General features: G+C 67.0%; 18 protein-coding genes. 6 read left to right on the plus strand and 12 right to left on the minus strand.

Annotated elements, in window-relative coordinates:
• Window positions 1–174: 174 nt before the first annotated feature.
• The 5 genes from EO139_RS04745 to EO139_RS04765 all read right to left on the minus strand — a co-directional run bounded on the left by EO139_RS04745 (window position 175) and on the right by EO139_RS04765 (window position 6934).
• Entirely contained in the window at window positions 175–984 is an 810-nt protein-coding gene (locus EO139_RS04745) for a dienelactone hydrolase family protein (protein WP_164739731.1), read from the minus strand.
• A gap of 156 nt (window positions 985–1140) precedes the next feature.
• The gene (gene murD, locus EO139_RS04750; protein ID WP_126969542.1) at window positions 1141–2550 is read right to left on the minus strand and encodes a UDP-N-acetylmuramoyl-L-alanine--D-glutamate ligase; all 1410 of its coding nucleotides are present in this window, start codon (window positions 2548–2550) and stop codon (window positions 1141–1143) included.
• Complete coding sequence (gene murL, locus EO139_RS04755; RefSeq protein WP_115677627.1) at window positions 2531–3886, minus strand: UDP-N-acetyl-alpha-D-muramoyl-L-alanyl-L-glutamate epimerase; 1356 nt, start codon at window positions 3884–3886, stop codon at window positions 2531–2533. Before murL ends, murD begins: the two co-directional genes overlap by 20 nt.
• Entirely contained in the window at window positions 3883–4341 is a 459-nt protein-coding gene (locus tag EO139_RS04760; RefSeq protein WP_119131216.1) for a hypothetical protein, read from the minus strand. Before EO139_RS04760 ends, murL begins: the two co-directional genes overlap by 4 nt.
• Entirely contained in the window at window positions 4325–6934 is a 2610-nt protein-coding gene (locus EO139_RS04765) for a bifunctional aspartate kinase/diaminopimelate decarboxylase (protein WP_126945139.1), read from the minus strand. The genes EO139_RS04760 and EO139_RS04765 overlap by 17 nt, the downstream gene beginning before the upstream one ends.
• Window positions 6935–7118: 184 nt before the next feature.
• Here EO139_RS04765 and EO139_RS04770 point away from each other — a divergent pair, with 184 nt between their 5' ends.
• Window positions 7119–7997, plus strand: a complete 879-nt coding sequence (locus EO139_RS04770; RefSeq protein WP_126969544.1) for a PhzF family phenazine biosynthesis protein — start codon at window positions 7119–7121, stop codon at window positions 7995–7997.
• A gap of 31 nt (window positions 7998–8028) precedes the next feature.
• Complete coding sequence (locus EO139_RS04775) at window positions 8029–8910, plus strand: PhzF family phenazine biosynthesis protein (RefSeq protein WP_126969546.1); 882 nt, start codon at window positions 8029–8031, stop codon at window positions 8908–8910.
• Between the two features lie 126 nt (window positions 8911–9036).
• Here the strand turns inward: EO139_RS04775 and EO139_RS04780 are convergent, their stop codons facing one another.
• The 5 genes from EO139_RS04780 to EO139_RS04800 all read right to left on the minus strand — a co-directional run bounded on the left by EO139_RS04780 (window position 9037) and on the right by EO139_RS04800 (window position 12419).
• Window positions 9037–9633, minus strand: coding sequence for a glycine zipper 2TM domain-containing protein (locus EO139_RS04780; RefSeq protein ID WP_161959972.1), 597 nt, complete (start codon window positions 9631–9633; stop codon window positions 9037–9039).
• Between the two features lie 145 nt (window positions 9634–9778).
• On the minus strand, window positions 9779–10219 hold the full coding sequence (locus EO139_RS04785; protein WP_104648124.1) for an OsmC family protein: 441 nt from the start codon (window positions 10217–10219) through the stop codon (window positions 9779–9781).
• Between the two features lie 210 nt (window positions 10220–10429).
• The gene (locus EO139_RS04790) at window positions 10430–11377 is read right to left on the minus strand and encodes an aspartate carbamoyltransferase catalytic subunit (RefSeq protein WP_104583093.1); all 948 of its coding nucleotides are present in this window, start codon (window positions 11375–11377) and stop codon (window positions 10430–10432) included.
• Between the two features lie 15 nt (window positions 11378–11392).
• Entirely contained in the window at window positions 11393–11860 is a 468-nt protein-coding gene (gene ruvX, locus EO139_RS04795; RefSeq protein ID WP_104583092.1) for a Holliday junction resolvase RuvX, read from the minus strand.
• Complete coding sequence (locus EO139_RS04800) at window positions 11853–12419, minus strand: YqgE/AlgH family protein (protein WP_119127835.1); 567 nt, start codon at window positions 12417–12419, stop codon at window positions 11853–11855. Before EO139_RS04800 ends, ruvX begins: the two co-directional genes overlap by 8 nt.
• A gap of 360 nt (window positions 12420–12779) precedes the next feature.
• Here EO139_RS04800 and EO139_RS04805 point away from each other — a divergent pair, with 360 nt between their 5' ends.
• The 4 genes from EO139_RS04805 (at window position 12780) to EO139_RS04815 (ending at window position 15387) form a co-directional block, all read left to right on the plus strand.
• The gene (locus EO139_RS04805; RefSeq protein ID WP_126969548.1) at window positions 12780–13319 is read left to right on the plus strand and encodes a DNA-3-methyladenine glycosylase I; all 540 of its coding nucleotides are present in this window, start codon (window positions 12780–12782) and stop codon (window positions 13317–13319) included.
• Entirely contained in the window at window positions 13316–13909 is a 594-nt protein-coding gene (locus EO139_RS21635) for a hypothetical protein (RefSeq protein ID WP_241235912.1), read from the plus strand. The genes EO139_RS04805 and EO139_RS21635 overlap by 4 nt, the downstream gene beginning before the upstream one ends.
• A 235-nt stretch (window positions 13910–14144) precedes the next feature.
• On the plus strand, window positions 14145–14426 hold the full coding sequence (locus EO139_RS21640; RefSeq protein WP_241235913.1) for a hypothetical protein: 282 nt from the start codon (window positions 14145–14147) through the stop codon (window positions 14424–14426).
• A 61-nt stretch (window positions 14427–14487) separates the two neighbouring features.
• Complete coding sequence (locus EO139_RS04815) at window positions 14488–15387, plus strand: DUF72 domain-containing protein (RefSeq protein WP_119131210.1); 900 nt, start codon at window positions 14488–14490, stop codon at window positions 15385–15387.
• Window positions 15388–15400: 13 nt separating this feature from the next.
• Here EO139_RS04815 and EO139_RS04820 read toward each other — a convergent pair whose 3' ends face one another.
• On the minus strand, window positions 15401–16075 hold the full coding sequence (locus tag EO139_RS04820) for a YitT family protein (protein WP_164739766.1): 675 nt from the start codon (window positions 16073–16075) through the stop codon (window positions 15401–15403).
• Between the two features lie 272 nt (window positions 16076–16347).
• A complete protein-coding gene (locus tag EO139_RS04825; RefSeq protein ID WP_016902355.1) occupies window positions 16348–17478 on the minus strand; it encodes a PilT/PilU family type 4a pilus ATPase in 1131 nt (376 codons plus the stop codon).
• Between the last annotated feature and the right edge of the window lie 85 nt (window positions 17479–17563).

Below are 17563 nucleotides of genomic sequence, written 5' to 3' on the forward strand. Positions count from 1 at the left end.
AAGTGGGCATTTGGGATTGGGGATTCGCAAAAGCGGCTGCTTGTGCTTTCACGACTCCCGGCATGCGATGGCGCAACGACGCTCAGCCCAAAGCCCAGAGCACTAGCTCACAGGAAGATTCGAAGAACGGGACCACGCTGTTGCGAATCCCGAATCCCGAATCACCACTCCCTGCTATCGACCAAACCGCTCATCGAAGAAGTCGCCCAGCATGCGGTATGCACGCGTCGCCGCACGCGGGTTGTACAGGCAGCCCGGCGGGCTGTTGGCATCGGCTTCGGCAAAGCAATGCACGGCCCCACTGAAGTTGACGAACTGCCAGTCCGCGCCGGCCGCAGTCATCTCGGTTTCGAACGCGGCGATGTCCGCCTTGGTCACGCTCTTGTCGTCGGCGCCGTTGAGCACCAGCAGCGGTGTCCTGGCCGAACCGGCGGCCGCCGGGCTGGGTGTGGCGATACCGCCGTGCAGGCTGACCACACCGGCCAGCTGCGCGCCCGCGCGCACCAGTTCCAGCACCGTGGTGCCGCCGAAGCAGAAGCCCACCGCACCGATGCGCCATGCATCCAGCGGCGCCTTGCCGGCCTGCGTCTTGAGCACGTCCACTGCTTTCAGCGCGCGGGCGCGCAGCGTCTGCGGGTCCTTCTTCAGCGCACCGGCAAACTGCCCGGCCTCGCTGTCGTTGGCAGGACGCCGGCCCTTGCCGTAGACGTCGGCAACCAGCACCACGTAGTCGTCGCCGGCCAGTTGCCTGGCCTTGGTGACTGCCGAATCGTTGACCCCGCGCCAGTTCGGCACCATCACCAGGCCTGGGCGCCTGGCGGCACCGGCATCGTCGTAGACCAGCACGCCGCTGAAGGTGTCCTTGCCGATCGTCCATTCCAGCGGCTTGGCCTGCATCGCAGCGGCGGCGGGCAACGCCAGCAACGCCAGCGACGCCAGGACACCGAACACCCCAACGCCACGCCATCTCCATTGCTTGTGCATGTGCCTGCTCCCGGGAAGGTCCGGCGAGTGTAGGCGCTGTTGCCGTGCAGGCCGGGTCATCGCCGGCGACGGCAGAGCGGTTGCGTCGGCGGCCTGCAGCCGCGATCGAAAACTCGAGGCGAATGCCCGCCATCGACCAGCGCGGTCATTGCAGCGCTACTGCACGCCCAGGCCCGGAATCGCGCTGATCGCCGCCGGGTCGAACCCGGCCAGCTGCGCAAAATGGCGGCCGCGCGCGACGTAGTCGCTGTACGCGCCGAAGCTGGGCGCCCCCGGCGACAGCAGCACCACACCGCCCTGCTCGCCCAGCGCCTCGCGTGCCAGCCGCACGGCATGTTCCAGGTCGGCGGCCGCATGCAGGCCGAAACGGCCGCTCTCGGCCAGCGGGGCCAGCAACGCATGGATCCGCGGCCCGTTCGCTCCCATGGTGACGATTTCCAGCGGCGCTTTCTGCGCCATCTGCGCGGCAAACTCCTGCCAGTCCAGCCCACGATCGTGCCCACCCACCAGCAAGGCCACACGACGCTGCGCAAAGCAGGCCAGCGCCGCAAGTGACGCATGCGGCGTGGTGCTGATCGAGTCGTTGACGTAGCTGATGCCGTCCACGCTGCCAAGCAGCTGCAGGCGGTTCGGCAACGGGCGGAAGCTCGCTGCGGCCGGCGCCAGTGCCGCAGCGTCCAGGCCCAAGGCTTCCACCGCAGCCAGCACCGCGCACAGGTTGCGCCGATTGTGTTCGCCCGGCAGCGGCACGTTGGCGGTATCGAACACGGGCTGCTCGGCGCGATACACCACATCGCCGCGCAGGTGCCAGCCATCGGGATGGTTGAACCAGCGCACCTGGCTGTCGGGCAACTGCAGCTGGGTCAGGTGCGGGTCGGCCGCGTTGAGCAAGGCGATGCGCGGGCGGCCTTCGGTGACCAGCGCCAGCTTGTCGCGCACGTAGCGCGCCTCGTCGCCATGCCAGTCCAGATGCTCGGGAAACAGGTTCAGCACCAGCGCCAATTCCGGACGCGCGCCGCTGCGCCCCACTTCACCGGTCTGGTAGCTGGACAGCTCGATCGCCCAATAGCTCGGCGGCGGTTGCGGTGCCAGCACTTCCAGCAAGGGCTGGCCGATGTTGCCGACCAGCGCGGTGCGATGGCCGGCCGCACGCAACAGATGCGCCAGCAGCGCGGTGGTGGTGCTCTTGCCTTTGGTGCCGGTGACGCAGATGGCGCCAGGCACATAACCGTCAGGCTGCGCATGTTCGGCAAACCACAACGCGGTGCCGCCGATGAACTGCGTGCCGTGCACGGTTGCCGCGGTATGCGCCTCGGGGCGATACGGGCTGATGCCGGGCGATTTCACCACCACCTCGAACCGGCCCAGCGCCTGCGCGCTGGCCACGGTTTCCACATGCAACGCAGCATCGGCCAGCGTCTCGAGCTCGCGCGCTTCGTCGGCGTTGCAGAACACCGTCAGCGTTTGCGTCGGCAACGCGGCGCGCAGTGCACGATACGCGGCGCGTCCTTCGCGCCCCCAACCCCATAACGCAACCGCCTTGCCCTCAAGCTGCGAAATTCGCACGCACGCGCTCCCACAGCGCCGACGGAATCCGGTGCTCGCCGTCGATGGCCAGCAACGGCTCCAGCTGCAATTCCTGCTGGTCCAGCTGCGGCTGGATCTCGCGGATGAAACGCAGCACCAGCGCGTCTTCCTTCCATTCGGCACGGCCGGCCAGCACCGCCATTGCCGCGCGCGATTCGCGGCCTTCGCCCACGCATTCGAACGGCTTGTGGTCCTGGAATTCCAGCAGCGCATCGTAGCCGCCGGCCTGGCCTGCATCGTCGAGCAGATTGCGCCCGAAGATGTTGACCAGGCGCGTCTTGGGCATGAACGGTGCCAACGCCAGGAACACGAAATGGCACTTCGGGCAGACCCCGCACCAGCGATGCACCGGGCGCTCGCCCATGATGTGGAAGTTGCGGTTGCAGCTGGAAAAATGCGCGTCGTAGTGGTCGGTCTTGGCGAACTGGCGCGCCACCGCCAGCTCCGACAACGGCCGCAGCAACGAGTAATAGCGCAGGTCGGCCGCCACATGCCGCTGTACGTAGTCGCCGAATGCCTGCTCGAACGCCCAGCCCTTGGACCACTGGTGATTGACCTCGCCGGTGCCGGGAATCTGGCTGCCGTAACTGGCCGAACGCTCGTTGGAAAACACCACCTGGTCCACGCCATTGAGCAAGGCGGACAGCACCAGGATGGCCGAGTTCACCGCGGTGACCGGGATATGCCCGTTCCACGCGCCCTGGCGATTGAGCTCGAACAATTCCGGCGCCAGCACGCGGCCGATATTGAGCACCGGCAGACCGGTGCGCTCGGCGCAGGCACGGATCAGCTGCGAGCCGCCGATCCAGCTCACCGTCTGGTCGATGCCGGCATGCCGCAGGGCTTCGATGCTGACCAGCGAATCCTTGCCACCGCCGATCGCCACCAACGCATGCTCGCGCAGGCCCAGCGCCGGAGCATCGGCCGTTGCCGGTGCGGCCACCGGGAAGCGGATCCTGCCGTGCAGGTTCAAGCCATTGCGGTAGGCGAACTCGCCCAGACCGTGCAGGTAGACACTTTCCACCAGCGCGGCAGTGTCAGCGTCGATGGCGTAACCGTCGATCTGGATGGTCGGCGGTACCGCCGCCTTGAAATAGCTGACGCCGGCGATGAGGTGCAGCAGGCGCAGCGCCTGTTGCACCGCAGCGGCATGCGCGCCGTCCAGCGCGAAGGGTGCACCCGGCACCGCGACGGTCTCGACCAGTTCCGGCCCTTGGTCGAAGGCATACACCAGCGTCGCCACGCCGGTCTGTGCGTCGAGTGCGCAACGCACGAAACGGAAGGTGGAGATCTGGTGTTTGTCGAAAGCGCTCATGGACTACCTGCAGGAACACGTACGCGACGCAGATAACGCCGGCACAGGACATATTCAATCATGGAAAACGGCACCACGGCCCACAGCAACGGCAGGCAACCGAACAGCACCGCCAGCACCAGCACATCCGGGCGTGCGGCCGTCGCATCGCCGGACACCGCGAAGGCGACTGCGAGATACAGCGCCACCACAGGCACATAACTCAGCGCGCTCAACAGCACCGTGCGCACCGCCATCCCGCCACTGCGGCGTGCCGGAGCCCGCGCATCGCGTCGACGTTGCCAACGCCCGGCCAGCCATGCGCCGATACCGGCGGCGACCAACGCGGGCAGCGCCCATTTGAAGATGTCGCTCCACGGCATGCCCAGGCTCAGTTGCTGGAGCGCGGTGGCGAACACGATCGCTCCGCCACCGGCCAGCGTACTGAGCGCAACGAATTCAGCCTGCGGGCGCATCGATCACCTCTTCGCGCGGCAATTCGCGCTGGTTGTAAGTGCTGGCCATCGAGTAGCCGTAGGCACCGGCATCAGCCACCAGCATCACATCGCCCGGTGCGGTGGCGGCAGGCAGACGACGACGCTTGCCGAACACGTCGGAGGATTCGCAGATCGGCCCGACGATATCGAAGCTGCCATCGGCCGGCGCATCGAGCTGGCTGAGGTTCTCGATGTCGTGCCAGGCGTCGTACAAGGCGGGGCGGATCAGTGTGTTCATGCCCGCATCCAGGCCCACGCGCTGCACGCCATCCTTTTCGATCACCTGGGTTACCTGCGCCAGCAGCACGCCGGCTTCGGCCACCAGGTAGCGGCCCGGCTCGATCGCCAGGCGATAGCCCGGATGCACCGCCTTGACCTCGGCCAGGCCCTTGGCCCACACCTCCAGGTCGAACGGCTCGTCCTCGGCACTGTAGGGAATCGGCAGGCCGCCACCGATGTCGATGGTCTCCACCGTGCCGATGCGGCGCGCAAAGCCGGCCAGTTCGTCGTACATCATCCGCCAGTGTTCGCCGGTCTCCACGCCACTGCCCAGGTGCGCATGCACGCCGGTGATGGTGACCTCGAGCGTGCGCGCCACCTCCACGAACTCATCCACCCGCGTGGACGACAACCCGAACTTGGACGCCTTGCCGCCGGTGTTGACCTTCTCGTGATGCCCGTCGCCATGCCCCAGGTCGATGCGCAGCCACACGTTGCGGCCACGGAACACCTCCGGCCAGCGCCGCAATGCTTCGACGTTGTCTACGGTGACGGTCACGCCCAGCGCGAATCCGGCTTCGTATTCGGCCTTGGGCGCGAAGCTCGGCGTGAACAGCACGCGCCGCGGCGACAGCTCGGGCAAGGTGTCGAACACGCGGCGCAGCTCGCCGTGCGAGACGCATTCCAGGCCGAACCCGGCCTGTTCCAGCGCCATCAGGATCGCCGGATGCGCATTGGCCTTGATTGCGTAATAACGCTGATCCACCGCCGCGATCTGCGCCAGCGCCTGCGCGCGGGCGCGCACGGTGGGCAGGTGATAGACGTAACGCGGCGTGCCGGCCCTGGACAGCGTCAGCAGATGCGCGCGCTCGGCATGCCACCACGGCGTGGGCCGCGGGCGCACCGAACCGATGATCTGCCGCCAGCGCGGACCGAACACCTCGCCTTCGCTCACCGGCATCGCGCCGCTGTCGATCAATTCCGCATGCAGGATCGGCAGCAGGCCATCGGCATCGGCTTCGTCGATGACGAAGGTCAGATTCAGGTCGTTGGACGACTGCGAAATCATGTGCACGCGTTCCTGCCCGAACGTGGCCCACACATCGGAAAGCTTGTGCAGCAGCGAGCGCATGCCGCGCCCGACCAGGGTGATTGCCGCGCAGGGAACAATGATCTTGACCTTGCAGATCTGCGACAGATCGGCCGACAACGCGGCCAACACGTCGGTGTTGACCAGGTTCTCGGACGGGTCCAGCGAAACGGTGACATTGGTCTCGGCCGAACCGATCAGGTCCACCGACAGGCCGTGCTTCTTGAACAGCGTAAACACATCGGCCAGGAAGCCGACCTGCTGCCACATGCCGATGCCTTCCATCGACACCAGCACGATGCCGTTGCGGCGGCTGATCGCCTTGACGCCCGGCACCGGCTCGGCATTGCCGTCGATGCTGGTGCCCGGCAGATCGGGGCGCTCGGTATCCAGGATCGCCATCGGCACACCGGAATCGCGGCATGGCTTGATCGAGCGCGGGTGCAGCACCTTGGCGCCGGTGGTGGCGATTTCCTGCGCTTCGTAATAATCCAGGCGGGTCAGCAGCCGCGCGTCCGGCACTTCCTTGGGATTGGCGCTGAACATGCCGGGCACGTCGGTCCAGATTTCCACGCGGCTGGCGCCGAGCAGCGCACCGAAATACGCCGCCGAGGTATCCGAACCGCCACGCCCCAGGATCGCGGTGCCGCCATCGGCGTGCCGCGAAATGAAGCCCTGGGTGATCAACAGGCGGGTGGGCTGCGCATCGAAACGCGCGCGCCAGTCGGCGTCGGACTGCCATTGGCAGGACACCGACAGGCGCTTGGACCATTCGCTCTGATTGGGCTGCGGCGGCAGCGCCGACAGCCACTGGCGCGCATCCAGCCAGCCCATGTCCAGGCCGCTGGCATGCAGGTACGCCGCACCGATGGTGGAAGACAGCAACTCGCCCTGCCCCAGCACCTCGGCCTGCCAGTCCAGCGTACGCGCGGCCGCGCGCGCGTCGCCGACCAAGGCATGCAAGGCGGCCAGGCGCTCGCCCAGCACCGCATCTGCATCCAGCTCCAGCTCGGCCAGGAACTGGCGGTGACGCTGCTCCAGCGCGGCCACGCGCTGCGCGCTGTCGGCGGCGCCATCGGCGATCGCGGTGAGTTCGTTGGTCACGCCCGACAATGCAGACACCACCACCAGCACACGGCCACCGGTTTCCTCGGCCCGTTTGCCCGCCAGTTTTCCAATCGTGTCCCAGCGATGACGACGCGACACCGAGGTGCCGCCGAACTTGAGGACGATCCAACGATCGGTAGAGTGGGGAGCTGACATGGAGATAGGCGTTTAGGATGAGGGGGAAAACGCCCGGTACGCCGGGCGGAACCTCCGATTCTACTGCCAATGTCGCCCGCATGACCCCGCGTGCGGTCACAGCCTGCCGGCGGCCGCTTCCATCACCGCAACGGTTTGCGCTGCAACCATCCACGCGCCTTCCATCGACCGAGATCCATGCCCCATGAGCAAGCATCGCTACCTGCAACTGGATGTCTTCGGCGGCCAGCACGGCAACGGCAATCCGTTGGGCGTGGTCCTCAACGCGCAGGCGTTGTCGTCCGCGCAGATGCAGCAGATCGCCGCGTGGCTGAACCTGTCGGAGACGATCTTTTTCCTGCCGGTCAGCGCGCCCGATGTGGATTACCACATCCGCATCTTCACCCCGCGCGCCGAGTTGCCGTTTGCCGGCCACCCCAGCGTCGGCGCCGCATGGGCGGCGGCAACCCACGGGCTGGTGGCGTTCAAGCCGGACGGCCGGATGCGCCAGCAATGTGCGGCGGGCGTGCTGCCGGTGCAGGTGATCGACCGGCATGGCGCCCTGCTGGTGCGGCTGCAGGCACCGCGTGCGCAAGCGATCGAGACAGGCGCGATCCATGCCGCGGCGTTACGCGATGCCTGCGCGGGTCTGCGCGTGGCCGACCACCCGGCCGCCCTCTGGAACAACGGCCCCGGCTGGTGGCTGCTGGAACTGGCCGACGCGCAGGCGGTACGCCAGGCGATGCCCGATCTGTCTGCGATCACCCGCCTGACCCAGGCCAGCGCGGCCACCGGCCTGGCCATCTACGCGCCGCAGGCCAATGGCGACGCAGACCTGGTGGTACGCGCCTTCTGCCCCGGCGACGGCATTGCGGAAGATCCGGTCACCGGCAGCGCCAACGCCTGCATTGCCGCGCGCCTGCACGGCCAGGGCCGCGTGCCGGGCGAGGCGTCGCGCTATGTCGCCAGCCAGGGCCGCGAGGTCGGCCGCGACGGCCGCGTCCACGTGGAGGTGGATCACCAAGGCGAGGTCTGGATCGGCGGAACGACCAGGCAAGTGATCGAAGGCCGCATCGATTGGTAAGCTGCCGCGCCCTGTTCGCGGATCCGCCACCATGACCACCCGCCGCTTCCTGCAACTGGATGTGTTCTCCGCCCGCCCCGGCAGCGGCAACCCGCTGGCAGTGGTGCTGGATGCCGAAGGCCTGGACGATGCCGCGATGCAGGCCATCGCACGCTGGACCAAGCTGCCGGAAACCACCTTCGTGTTTGCGGCGCCGGACGCGCACAGCAGTTATCGGCTGCGGATGTTTTCGCCACAAAAGGAAGTGCCGTTTGCCGGCCACCCCAGCGTGGGCACCGCACATGCGGTGCTGGAGGCCGGCCTGGCCGCGCCCGACGACGGCGTGCTGATCCAGGACGGCATCGCCGGCCAGTTGCCGCTGCGCGTGGAGCAGATCGCAGGCCACCGCAGCATCGCCATCCGCACCCCGCGTGCACGCGTGGCCGAGCAGGTGCAGGCCGACGACCCGCGCCTGCGCGATGCATTGCGCGGCTGGCCCCTCGGCGGGCTGCCGCCCGCGCTGATGGACGGCGGCCGCACCTGGTGGGTGGTGGAACTGGCCAGCGAAGCGGCACTGCGCGGCCTGCAGCCGGATTGGGAGGCGATCGCCGCGCTGGCCGAATCCACCGGCAGCATGGGCGTGTTCGCCTATGCCGGCGCCGCAGCGCCCGGCGCCTACGATCTGGCGGTGCGCGCCTTCGTCGGCAATGGCCGGCGCTTCGAAGATGCCGCCTCCGGCGCGGCCAATGCGGTGCTTGCCGCCTGGCTGGACAGTCGCAACGCATTGCCCGGCAAGGAACGCCGTTATGTGGTCAGCCAGGGCCGCGAGATCAGCTTCGACGCCTTGCTGGAATTGCGCATCGATGCCAATGGCGACGTGTGGTCGGGCGGCCAGGTGCAGACGGTGATTCGCGGCACGCTGGATTGGGCGTGATCGCCGCCTGATCCTGCGGCTGACGCACGCCTGGGTCGAAACGAAAAACGCTGTGGCCTCCCACAGCGTTTTCGTCATTCAAGCGGCTGATGGAGATCGCCCGAGCACGGCGCGATGCTGCGGCGCTCAGTCGGGACGCACGTCTACGCGCACGCGGATGCGATCGCCCGGGTTGTAGTCGCTACGCGTGTGATAGGTGCGGCCCGCGTATTCGTACGTCACGTCGTAGCCATCGACTCGATCGCGCTCGCGGCGGTAGGACACCGGCTCGCAGACGCTGACATTGCCCTGGTAGTTGCGGTTATTGGCTTCGTAGATCGAGCGGCCTGCCGCGACGCCGGCCATGGTGCCGACGGCGGTACCGACCAGGCGGCCATTGCCGCCGCCGACCTGGCTGCCGAGCACCGCACCGGCGATTCCGCCGATCACGCTGGCCACCCCGCGATTGGACACGCCGGCCTGGCCGTAGCTGCCGCCATCGCGGTAATAGCCATCGTTGCTGGTGTAGTAGCCGTCGGCCGGACGGTTGTAGCAGCGTTCGCTGCTGCGCTCGTTGTACGCATCGGTGACGATGATCGGGTCCACGCGCACCACTCGCGCATATTCGTAGCGACCATCCTCGTAGTTGCCACGTCCGTTGTAGCCGCTGTCATAGCGCTGCGCAGTTGCATTGCCTGCAACGGCCAGACCCACCACCAGAGCACCAAGCACGAGAGTTTTCATTGCAGCAGCTTCACAGGGAGGACACGCAGCCGATGCTCGGCCTGCGCCAGTGAAACCGCCCTGAACCGAACCGCCCCTGCAAAGCCCTATTCAGGTCGCCGCCAGCTGCGTACGCCGGCCACCATCACCGGCGCACGCACAGGGATCACGCCTGGTTGGAAAACTCGCTTTCCAGGCTGATCGGCACCGCACTCAGCGCCTTGGACACCGGGCAGTTCTTCTTGGCGGCGTCGGCCAGCTCGCGGAACTTGGCTTCGTCGATCCCCGGCACCACGGCGGTGAGCTTGAGGCGGATCTGCGACAGCTGCGGGCCGCCTTCCATCGACAGGTCCACGTCTGCACGCGTGTCCAGCGAGGTCGGCGGAAAACCGGCTTCGCTCAGCTGAGCGGACAGCGCCATGGTGAAGCAGCCGGCATGCGCAGCGGCGATCAGTTCTTCCGGGTTGGTGCCCTTCTCGTCGCCGAAGCGGCTGCTGAAGGCGTAGCGGGTCTTGTCCATCAGCCCGCTCTGCGGTGTGCTGAGCTGGCCCTTGCCGGTCTTGAGGTCGCCTTCCCAGTGAGCGGTGGCGTGACGTGAAATACCCATTGCGATCTCCTGCGATGAAAGGAGCGGTCACGATAGGCGAGTGGATGTTATGGCGTGGTGCCTGGATTCGGGATTCGGGATTCGGGAATCGTAAGAGCAGGCTGCGCGCGCGTTCTGATGGCAAGGGCTTTGCGAGCGTCTGCGCGAAGACGCTCGGCCGGCGGCGACCGCGACCGCATTGTGGATGCGCGGTCGCGTCGCCGGGCTGGTTCAACCTAGCAGGGTTTCCAGTACGGCCATGCGTACCGCCACGCCGTTGGCGACCTGGCGCAGCACGCACGATTGCGCGCCGTCGGCGACTTCGTCGGTGATTTCCACACCGCGGTTGATCGGGCCCGGATGCAGCACGGCGGCGTCACGGCCGGCGCGTGCCAGGCGCTCGCGGGTGAGTCCGTAGTCGGCGTGATACTGCTCCAGCGACGGCACCAGGCCTTCTTCCATGCGCTCGCGCTGCAGGCGCAGCATCATCAAGGCGTCGGCGCCGTCCAGCATGGCGTCGAAGTCCTGGCCGACCACGCAACCGTCCAGCATGTCGTCGTCGGGCAGCAGGCTGGCCGGACCGCAGACGCGGATCTCGCCGGCACCCAGCGTGCGCAGTGCATGCAGGTCCGAGCGCGCCACGCGCGAGTGCTTCACGTCGCCGACAATCACCACCTTGAGCTTGGAGAAATCGGTGCCCTTGGCCTGGCGCAGGGTGAGCATGTCCAGCAGGCCCTGGGTGGGATGCGCACTGCGGCCGTCACCGGCATTGATCAGCGCGGTGCCCTCGCCTGCGGCCGCGGCCAGCGCTTCCACCGCACCGTCGTCGGGATGGCGCACCACAAAGCCGCGCACGCCCATCGCCTCGAGGTTCTTCAAGGTGTCGCGTGCGGTCTCGCCCTTGCGGGTCGAGGAGGTCGAGGCATCGAAATTGAGCACGTCCGCGCCCAGCCGCTGCGCAGCCAGGTGGAACGAGCTGCGCGTGCGCGTGGACGGTTCAAAGAACAGCGTGCACACCGCGGTGCCGGCGAGCACGCTGCGCTTGCCTACGCGCCCCACCGCCGCGTCGCGGATCTGGCCGGCACGATCGAGCAGTTGCAGCAGCGTGGTGCGCGGCAGTCCTTCCAGGGTGAGCAGGTGGCGCAGGCGTCCGTCCGAATCGAGTTGCATGGTGGTCATCGCAGGTCGGGAGTGTCAGGGAAGAAGGGTGGCTTGGTCGGGCGCGGCCAACCAGCGTTCGACGATCACCGCGGCCGCCATCGCGTCCAGCGCCTCGGCATCGCGGCGGCGCTTGCGCCCGTCGGCGCGCTCGCGCGCGAAGCGCTGCGCAGCTTCGACCGAACTGGAGCGCTCGTCGATCAGTACCACCGGCAGCGCATAGCGCTCGCGCAGTTGGCGGGCAAAGGCATGTGCGCGCTTGCGTGCGGGTTGATCCTTGTCGTCCAGGGTCAGCGGGTCGCCGACCACCAGGCCGTCGGGGCGCCATTCCTTGTGCACGCGGTCCAGCGCGACCCAGTCAGGGCCATTCGCATGCACAGGAATGACCGCCACTGCACGCGCACCGGCGCCCAATGCGGTACCGACCGCCACGCCGATCCGGCGCGACCCCACGTCGAAGCCCAGCACCGTGCCATCGGGGCGGATCGCGCCCGCCTCAGGCATGCCCGGAATAATCCGTCAGCCGGAACAGATCCACGCCGATGCGCCCGGCAGCGGTCTGCCAGCGATCTTCCAGCGCGGTGGCGAACAGCACATTGGCATCCGACGGCGCGGTCAGCCAGCTGTTCTCGCCCAGTTCGAATTCCAGTTGCCCCGCGCCCCAGCCGGCACAGCCCAGCGCCACCAGCGCATTGCGCGGGCCTTCGCCGGCCGCCATGGCTTCGAGAATGTCGCGCGAGGTGGTCAGGTACACGCCCTGCCCCACTTCCAGGCTGGAATCCCAGTTGCGCGCATCGTCGTGGATGACGAAACCGCGTTCCGGGTGCACCGGCCCGCCGCTGAGCACGACCTGCTCACGCAGGTGGTCGTCGACGGTGTCGATGCCCATCTGCGACAGGACCTCGCCCAGGGTGTACTCGGAGGGCCGGTTGACCAGCACGCCCATGGCGCCGTTCTCGTCATGCTGGCAGATCAGCGCGACGCTACGCGAAAAGGTGGGATCGGACAGCGCCGGAAGCGCGATCAGCAGTTGGTTGGCCAGAGGCGTGGGCAAAACGGACATGGCCGCATTCTAGCCGTTCGCTTCGCCGCGCGCAGAGCCGCTGCCATACTTGCTGCACGCGGACGTCATTGGACTGCCGATGCGACCGATGGACTTGGACCTTGCAGACGCCACAGATGGTCCGGCAGGCAAGACCGGCCCATTCAGATTGCTGGCGGCTGCGCAGCGGCCCTACAGGCTGTGCCTTACCGCGATCGATCTGCTCCGGTACGGCAGTCGATCTATCCACCCACGCGTCGCTGTTCGGTCGCTGTGGCCGTGCATCGGATTCCCGGCCATAGCGCCGGCCCTTGGTCCACTCACAGCCGGTCCACTCACAGCCGGTCCACCTACAACCGGTCCATCAACAACAGGCATCTCATGAGCGGTTATTGCAGCATCGCCCCAGGCCATCCGGTCCACGGCCATTACCACGATCACGAGTACGGCTTTCCGCAACGCGAGGAGTCCGAGCTGTTCGAGCGCCTGGTGCTGGAGATCAATCAGGCCGGGCTGAGCTGGGAAACCATCCTGCGCAAGCGCGGCAACTTCCAGCGCGCCTACGGCGGCTTCGACGTGGACACGGTGGCGGCCTATGGCGAGAGCGACATCGCACGGCTGCTCGGCGATGCCGGCATCATCCGCAACCGCTTGAAGGTGCTGGCGGCCATCCACAACGCGCAGGTCATCCAGCAGCTGCGCGCCACGCACGGCAGCTTCGCGCAATGGCTGGACGCGCAGCACCCGCTCGACAAAGCCGCCTGGGTCAAGCTGTTCAAGAAGACCTTCCGCTTCACCGGCGGCGAGATCACTGGCGAATTCCAGATGAGCCTGGGCTACCTGCCCGGCGCGCACCATCCCGAGTGCCCGGTATTTGCGGACATTCAGGCACTGTCGCCGCCCTGGATGCGCAGCGCGTGATCAACACCCTGCGTGCCGCGTGCGAGGCGCCAGCACTTCGTGCCGCGGCCACACCGCATCACACCTCTCGCCTGCGCTGCTCGCTGAGCATTGGCGGGTTGCTGATTGCCTTCGCCGCGGCAGTGCCGCAGGCAGACGCGCACAAGGTGCCTGGGCTTTCGCTGACGCAGGTGCTGGACCAGTTGCGCCGTGACATTGCCGCCGTGCCGGCCAGCGACCCCACGCCCATCGACACCGTGATGAAACGCTACGCCGCTACCAGCGGGCAAAGCTTCGACATTGCGAGCCCGGATCCGGCGGAAGACCCATCCGAGGCGGTGCCACCCACGCAGCCGGCCGGCGTCACCGATGCCGAGTGGCACGCGCTGCAAGCCTACCGCACGCGCACCACCAGCGAAGCAGACGATCTCTCCGAGAACCGCAGCCACCACTACACCCTGATCGACCTGGACGAGGACGGCCAACGCGATCTGCTGGATGACGCCTATGTGGGCGGCACCGGTCTATTTACCCAAATCACAGTGCTGCGGGTCATAACGATGGCTTCCGCGCAGCCGCCCCCACGCCCACAGGGACACCAGCGGATATAGGAGCGGACGCTGGATTCAGCATCAGCGGCCGCGGTGGCGACCAAGCGCTGTACTGGCTACGCATCGATGGACGCAGCTATGCGGCCTACCGCGACGGCGATTATTTCTAGGACACGTTGGCCCTGTCGCGCCCGTTGTCGCCGCTGCCCGCCGAGCGCCACCCAACCCAGGTACTGCAGATCCGCTACCCTACCAGCACACGCTGGCGGCGCCGCGCAAGGCTGCTGCCGAGCGCTTGCCCGAGGAACGCCAAGCGGACGACTGGCTGGCGCAACACCCGGCGATGCGTGCCGCGGTAGACACCCAGTTGCAGCACCTGCGCCTGGATGCGCAAGGCCGGCAACGCTCGCCTGATCCAGATGCACGCTGCCCGACGCCCGCCGAGAGCAGCGACCCCGAGCTGCAGGCGCAATGGCCATGGCATGACGCCGGGCATTACACGTTCGACTTTGTCGCCGATCTTGGCGTGCGCCACGGCAGCGACTGCTACGGCGCCAGCGTGGTGGCGGCGCACTAGATGACGCGGCCTTGCCGCAGCATCCACGATCACTGCACACCCGTCGCGGCATGGTCGGCACATGAGCATCCGCATCGGCATTTCAGGCTGGCGTTATGCACGCTGGCGCGGCACGTTCTACCCGACTGGCCTGGCCCAGCGGCGCGAGTTGGCCTACGCCGGGCGCTGTTTTCCCAGCGTGGAAATCAATGGCTCGTTCTATTCGCTGCAGCGGCCGGAGAGCTACCAGAGCTGGCATGACGAGACGCCGGACGACTTCGTCTTCGCGGTCAAAGGACCGCGGTTTGTCACGCATATGAAGCGGCTGCGCGATTGCGAACAGGCGCTGGCCAACTTCTTTGCATCCGGCGTACTGCGGCTGGGGCCAAAGCTAGGGCCGATCCTGTGGCAATTGCCGCCAAGCCTGCGCTTTGACGCAGCGGTGCTGGATGCATTTCTCTCCAACCTGCCGCACGACACGGAGGCGGCACTCACCCTGGCGCGCAAACGCGACACCACCTTGATGCATGGGCGCACGGCCTTGAGCGTCGATCGCAAGCGCCCGCTACGGCATGCGCTGGAAATGCGCCATTCCAGCTTCTGCGACCCGTCCTGCATGAAGCTGCTGCGCAAGCACAAGGTGGGCGTGGTGGTGGCCGACACTGCAGGCAAGTTTCCGTACCTGGAGGATGTCACTGCCGACTTTGTCTACCTGCGGCTGCATGGCGACGCGCAGCTGTATGCCAGCGGCTACAGCGACCACGCTCTGGACCGCTGGGGCGAGCGGATCGCGGCCTGGGCCGCAGGCGGTGAGCCCTCCGATGCGCAGCGTGTCGGGCCGCGTGCCAGCAAGCGCGCGCGGCGCGACGTGTACTGCTATTTCGACAACGACATGAAGGTGCACGCACCGTTCGATGCGCGCGGCCTGATGCAACGACTGGACCTGCCCACAGACTGCCCGGCGCGCGAGGAGGTCGTGTAATTCCGCTGCGCGCTCACACGCCCATGTAGCGGTGCGGCCGGTGGTTGAACATCAGCACCAGGCTCAGCATCAGCGCGCCAATGGCCGAATACAGTACCTTGTCCGGCGTCAGCACGAAGAACGCGACTAGCATGAGTATCGCATCGAAACTCATCTGCACCTTGCCCGCACTCCAGCCGCGCTCGCGCTGCAGGTACACCGCCAGGATGCCGATGCCGCCCAGGCTGCCGCGATGGCGGATGAAGAACAGGATGCCCAGGCCCGCCAGCGCGCCGCCGACGATCGCCGAAAACAGCGTGCTGATGTGGGCGTAATCGGCCCAGCGCGGCAGCAGGTCGGTGAGCGCACCGCAGGCGCCGACCGCGGCAAAGGTCTTCAAGGTGAATTCCCAGCCCATGCGGCGCACGCTCAGCCAATAGAACGGCAGGTTGACCAGCACGAACACCAGGCCGAAATTCCAGTGCAGCGCGTAATGCAGCAGGAACGCCACGCCGGCCATGCCGCCGATCATCAGCCCGCCCTTGGCGAAGATCGCCAGGCCCAGCGAGGCCACCAGTGTGGCCAGCACCATGCCCTGCACGTCCTCGGCCACCGAGTGGTGAAATGCGTGGTCGTCGGCGGCGGTGCCGGCCGAATCCGGTGGCGGCGTCAACGGACCGGACGTCATCACTGTGCCGTCGTCGGGCAACGGCTCTTGCTCCGGACGGAGATCGGAATCGGGAAGGCTCACGGGCTGGGCACTGCGGTGGGGTGCGGATATTAGACACTATCGGCGCACCTGGTTACATCTGAAACATCACACCGTCCGCGCCGTCCGCTGCGCCCGTGTCGCTGCGGCGCCATCCGCCGCTGGCATCGCGCACCGGACAGCTGCAGTCAGCAACACGCCGCGCCCGGCGCAGGCCATCCTGCTTCCGCACATGCCCCGGCCATCGGCCACGGCAGCACGCCTGCAATCGCTCAACGAACCTCGGCGATCTCCACGCCATCCAGGCCCTGGGCCAGGGTCTTGGCGTCGCCGCCCTGCGAGAGCTTGATGCGCAGGCGCACCTCGTTCTGCGAGTCGGCGTAGCGCAGCGCGTCTTCGTAGCTGATTTCGCCGGCCTGGTACAGCTCGAACAGGCTCTGATCGAAGGTGCGCATGCCCAGGTTGGTGGACTCCTTCATGATCTCCTTGAGCTTGTGGATCTCGCCGTCGCGGATGTAGTCCTGCACCAGCGGCGTGCCCAGCATGATCTCCATCGCCACACGCCGGCCGCGACCATCCGGGGTCGGAATCAGCTGCTGCGCGACCACGCCCTTGAGATTGAGCGACAGATCCATCAGCAGCTGGTTGCGCCGGTCTTCCGGGAAGAAGTTGATGATGCGGTCCATCGCCTGGTTGGCGTTGTTGGCGTGCAGGGTGCACAGCACCAGGTGGCCGGTTTCGGCAAAGGCCACGGCGTGATCCATGCCCTCGCGGGTGCGCACCTCGCCGATCATGATCACGTCCGGCGCCTGGCGCAGGGTGTTTTTCAGCGCGTTCTCCCAGCTGTCGGTATCGATGCCGACTTCGCGCTGGGTGATGATGCAGCCCTCGTGCTTGTGCACGAATTCGATCGGGTCTTCGATGGTGATGATGTGCCCGGTGGAATTCTGGTTGCGGTAACCGATCATCGCCGCCAGCGAGGTCGACTTGCCGGTACCGGTGGCGCCGACGAAGATGATGATCCCACGCTTGGTCATCGCCAGCGTCTTGATCACCGGCGGCAGGCTCAACTCCTCCACCGTGGGAATGCGCGTTTCGATCCGGCGCAGCACCATGCCGACCTGGTTGCGCTGGTAGAAGCAGCTCACGCGAAAGCGCCCGACCCCGGACACGCCGATGGCGAAATTGCACTCGTGGGTCTTTTCGAATTCTTCGCGCTGCGACGGCGTCATCACGTTCAGCACCAGGTCGCGACTCTGTTGCGCGGTCAGCGGCGTCTGGGTGATCGGACTGATCTTGCCGTGCACCTTGATCGCCGGCGGCATCCCCGAGGTGATGAACAGATCCGACGCCTTCTGGTGCGCCATCAGCTTGAGGAAGGAGGTGAAGTCGATGGTGCTCATGGCGTGCTCCTCGGGAGCAGGGAGTCGGGAGTGGAGATTCGGGATTCGCAAGAGCGGGGTCCGGTCCGGGAGCCGCCGTTGCGAA

It is taken from the genome of Xanthomonas sp. BRIP62411 (genome assembly GCF_003993525.1).
In the GTDB taxonomy this organism is placed as follows: domain Bacteria; phylum Pseudomonadota; class Gammaproteobacteria; order Xanthomonadales; family Xanthomonadaceae; genus Xanthomonas; species Xanthomonas euroxanthea.

Bases quoted from the DNA above. Each gene is read 5' to 3' on its own strand.
- EO139_RS04780 (WP_161959972.1), bottom strand. From the start codon at position 9,633: ATGAAAACTCTCGTGCTTGGTGCTCTGGTGGTGGGTCTGGCCGTTGCA.
- EO139_RS04815 (WP_119131210.1), top strand. From the start codon at position 14,488: ATGAGCATCCGCATCGGCATTTCAGGCTGGCGTTATGCACGCTGGCGC.
- EO139_RS04800 (WP_119127835.1), bottom strand. From the start codon at position 12,419: ATGTCCGTTTTGCCCACGCCTCTGGCCAACCAACTGCTGATCGCGCTT.
- EO139_RS04775 (WP_126969546.1), top strand. From the start codon at position 8,029: ATGACCACCCGCCGCTTCCTGCAACTGGATGTGTTCTCCGCCCGCCCC.
- EO139_RS04805 (WP_126969548.1), top strand. From the start codon at position 12,780: ATGAGCGGTTATTGCAGCATCGCCCCAGGCCATCCGGTCCACGGCCAT.
- murL (WP_115677627.1), bottom strand. From the start codon at position 3,886: ATGAGCGCTTTCGACAAACACCAGATCTCCACCTTCCGTTTCGTGCGT.
- EO139_RS04770 (WP_126969544.1), top strand. From the start codon at position 7,119: ATGAGCAAGCATCGCTACCTGCAACTGGATGTCTTCGGCGGCCAGCAC.
- EO139_RS04765 (WP_126945139.1), bottom strand. From the start codon at position 6,934: ATGTCAGCTCCCCACTCTACCGATCGTTGGATCGTCCTCAAGTTCGGC.
- EO139_RS04785 (WP_104648124.1), bottom strand. From the start codon at position 10,219: ATGGGTATTTCACGTCACGCCACCGCTCACTGGGAAGGCGACCTCAAG.
- EO139_RS04760 (WP_119131216.1), bottom strand. From the start codon at position 4,341: ATGCGCCCGCAGGCTGAATTCGTTGCGCTCAGTACGCTGGCCGGTGGC.
- EO139_RS04745 (WP_164739731.1), bottom strand. From the start codon at position 984: ATGCACAAGCAATGGAGATGGCGTGGCGTTGGGGTGTTCGGTGTCCTG.
- EO139_RS04790 (WP_104583093.1), bottom strand. From the start codon at position 11,377: ATGACCACCATGCAACTCGATTCGGACGGACGCCTGCGCCACCTGCTC.
- ruvX (WP_104583092.1), bottom strand. From the start codon at position 11,860: ATGCCTGAGGCGGGCGCGATCCGCCCCGATGGCACGGTGCTGGGCTTC.
- EO139_RS04825 (WP_016902355.1), bottom strand. From the start codon at position 17,478: ATGAGCACCATCGACTTCACCTCCTTCCTCAAGCTGATGGCGCACCAG.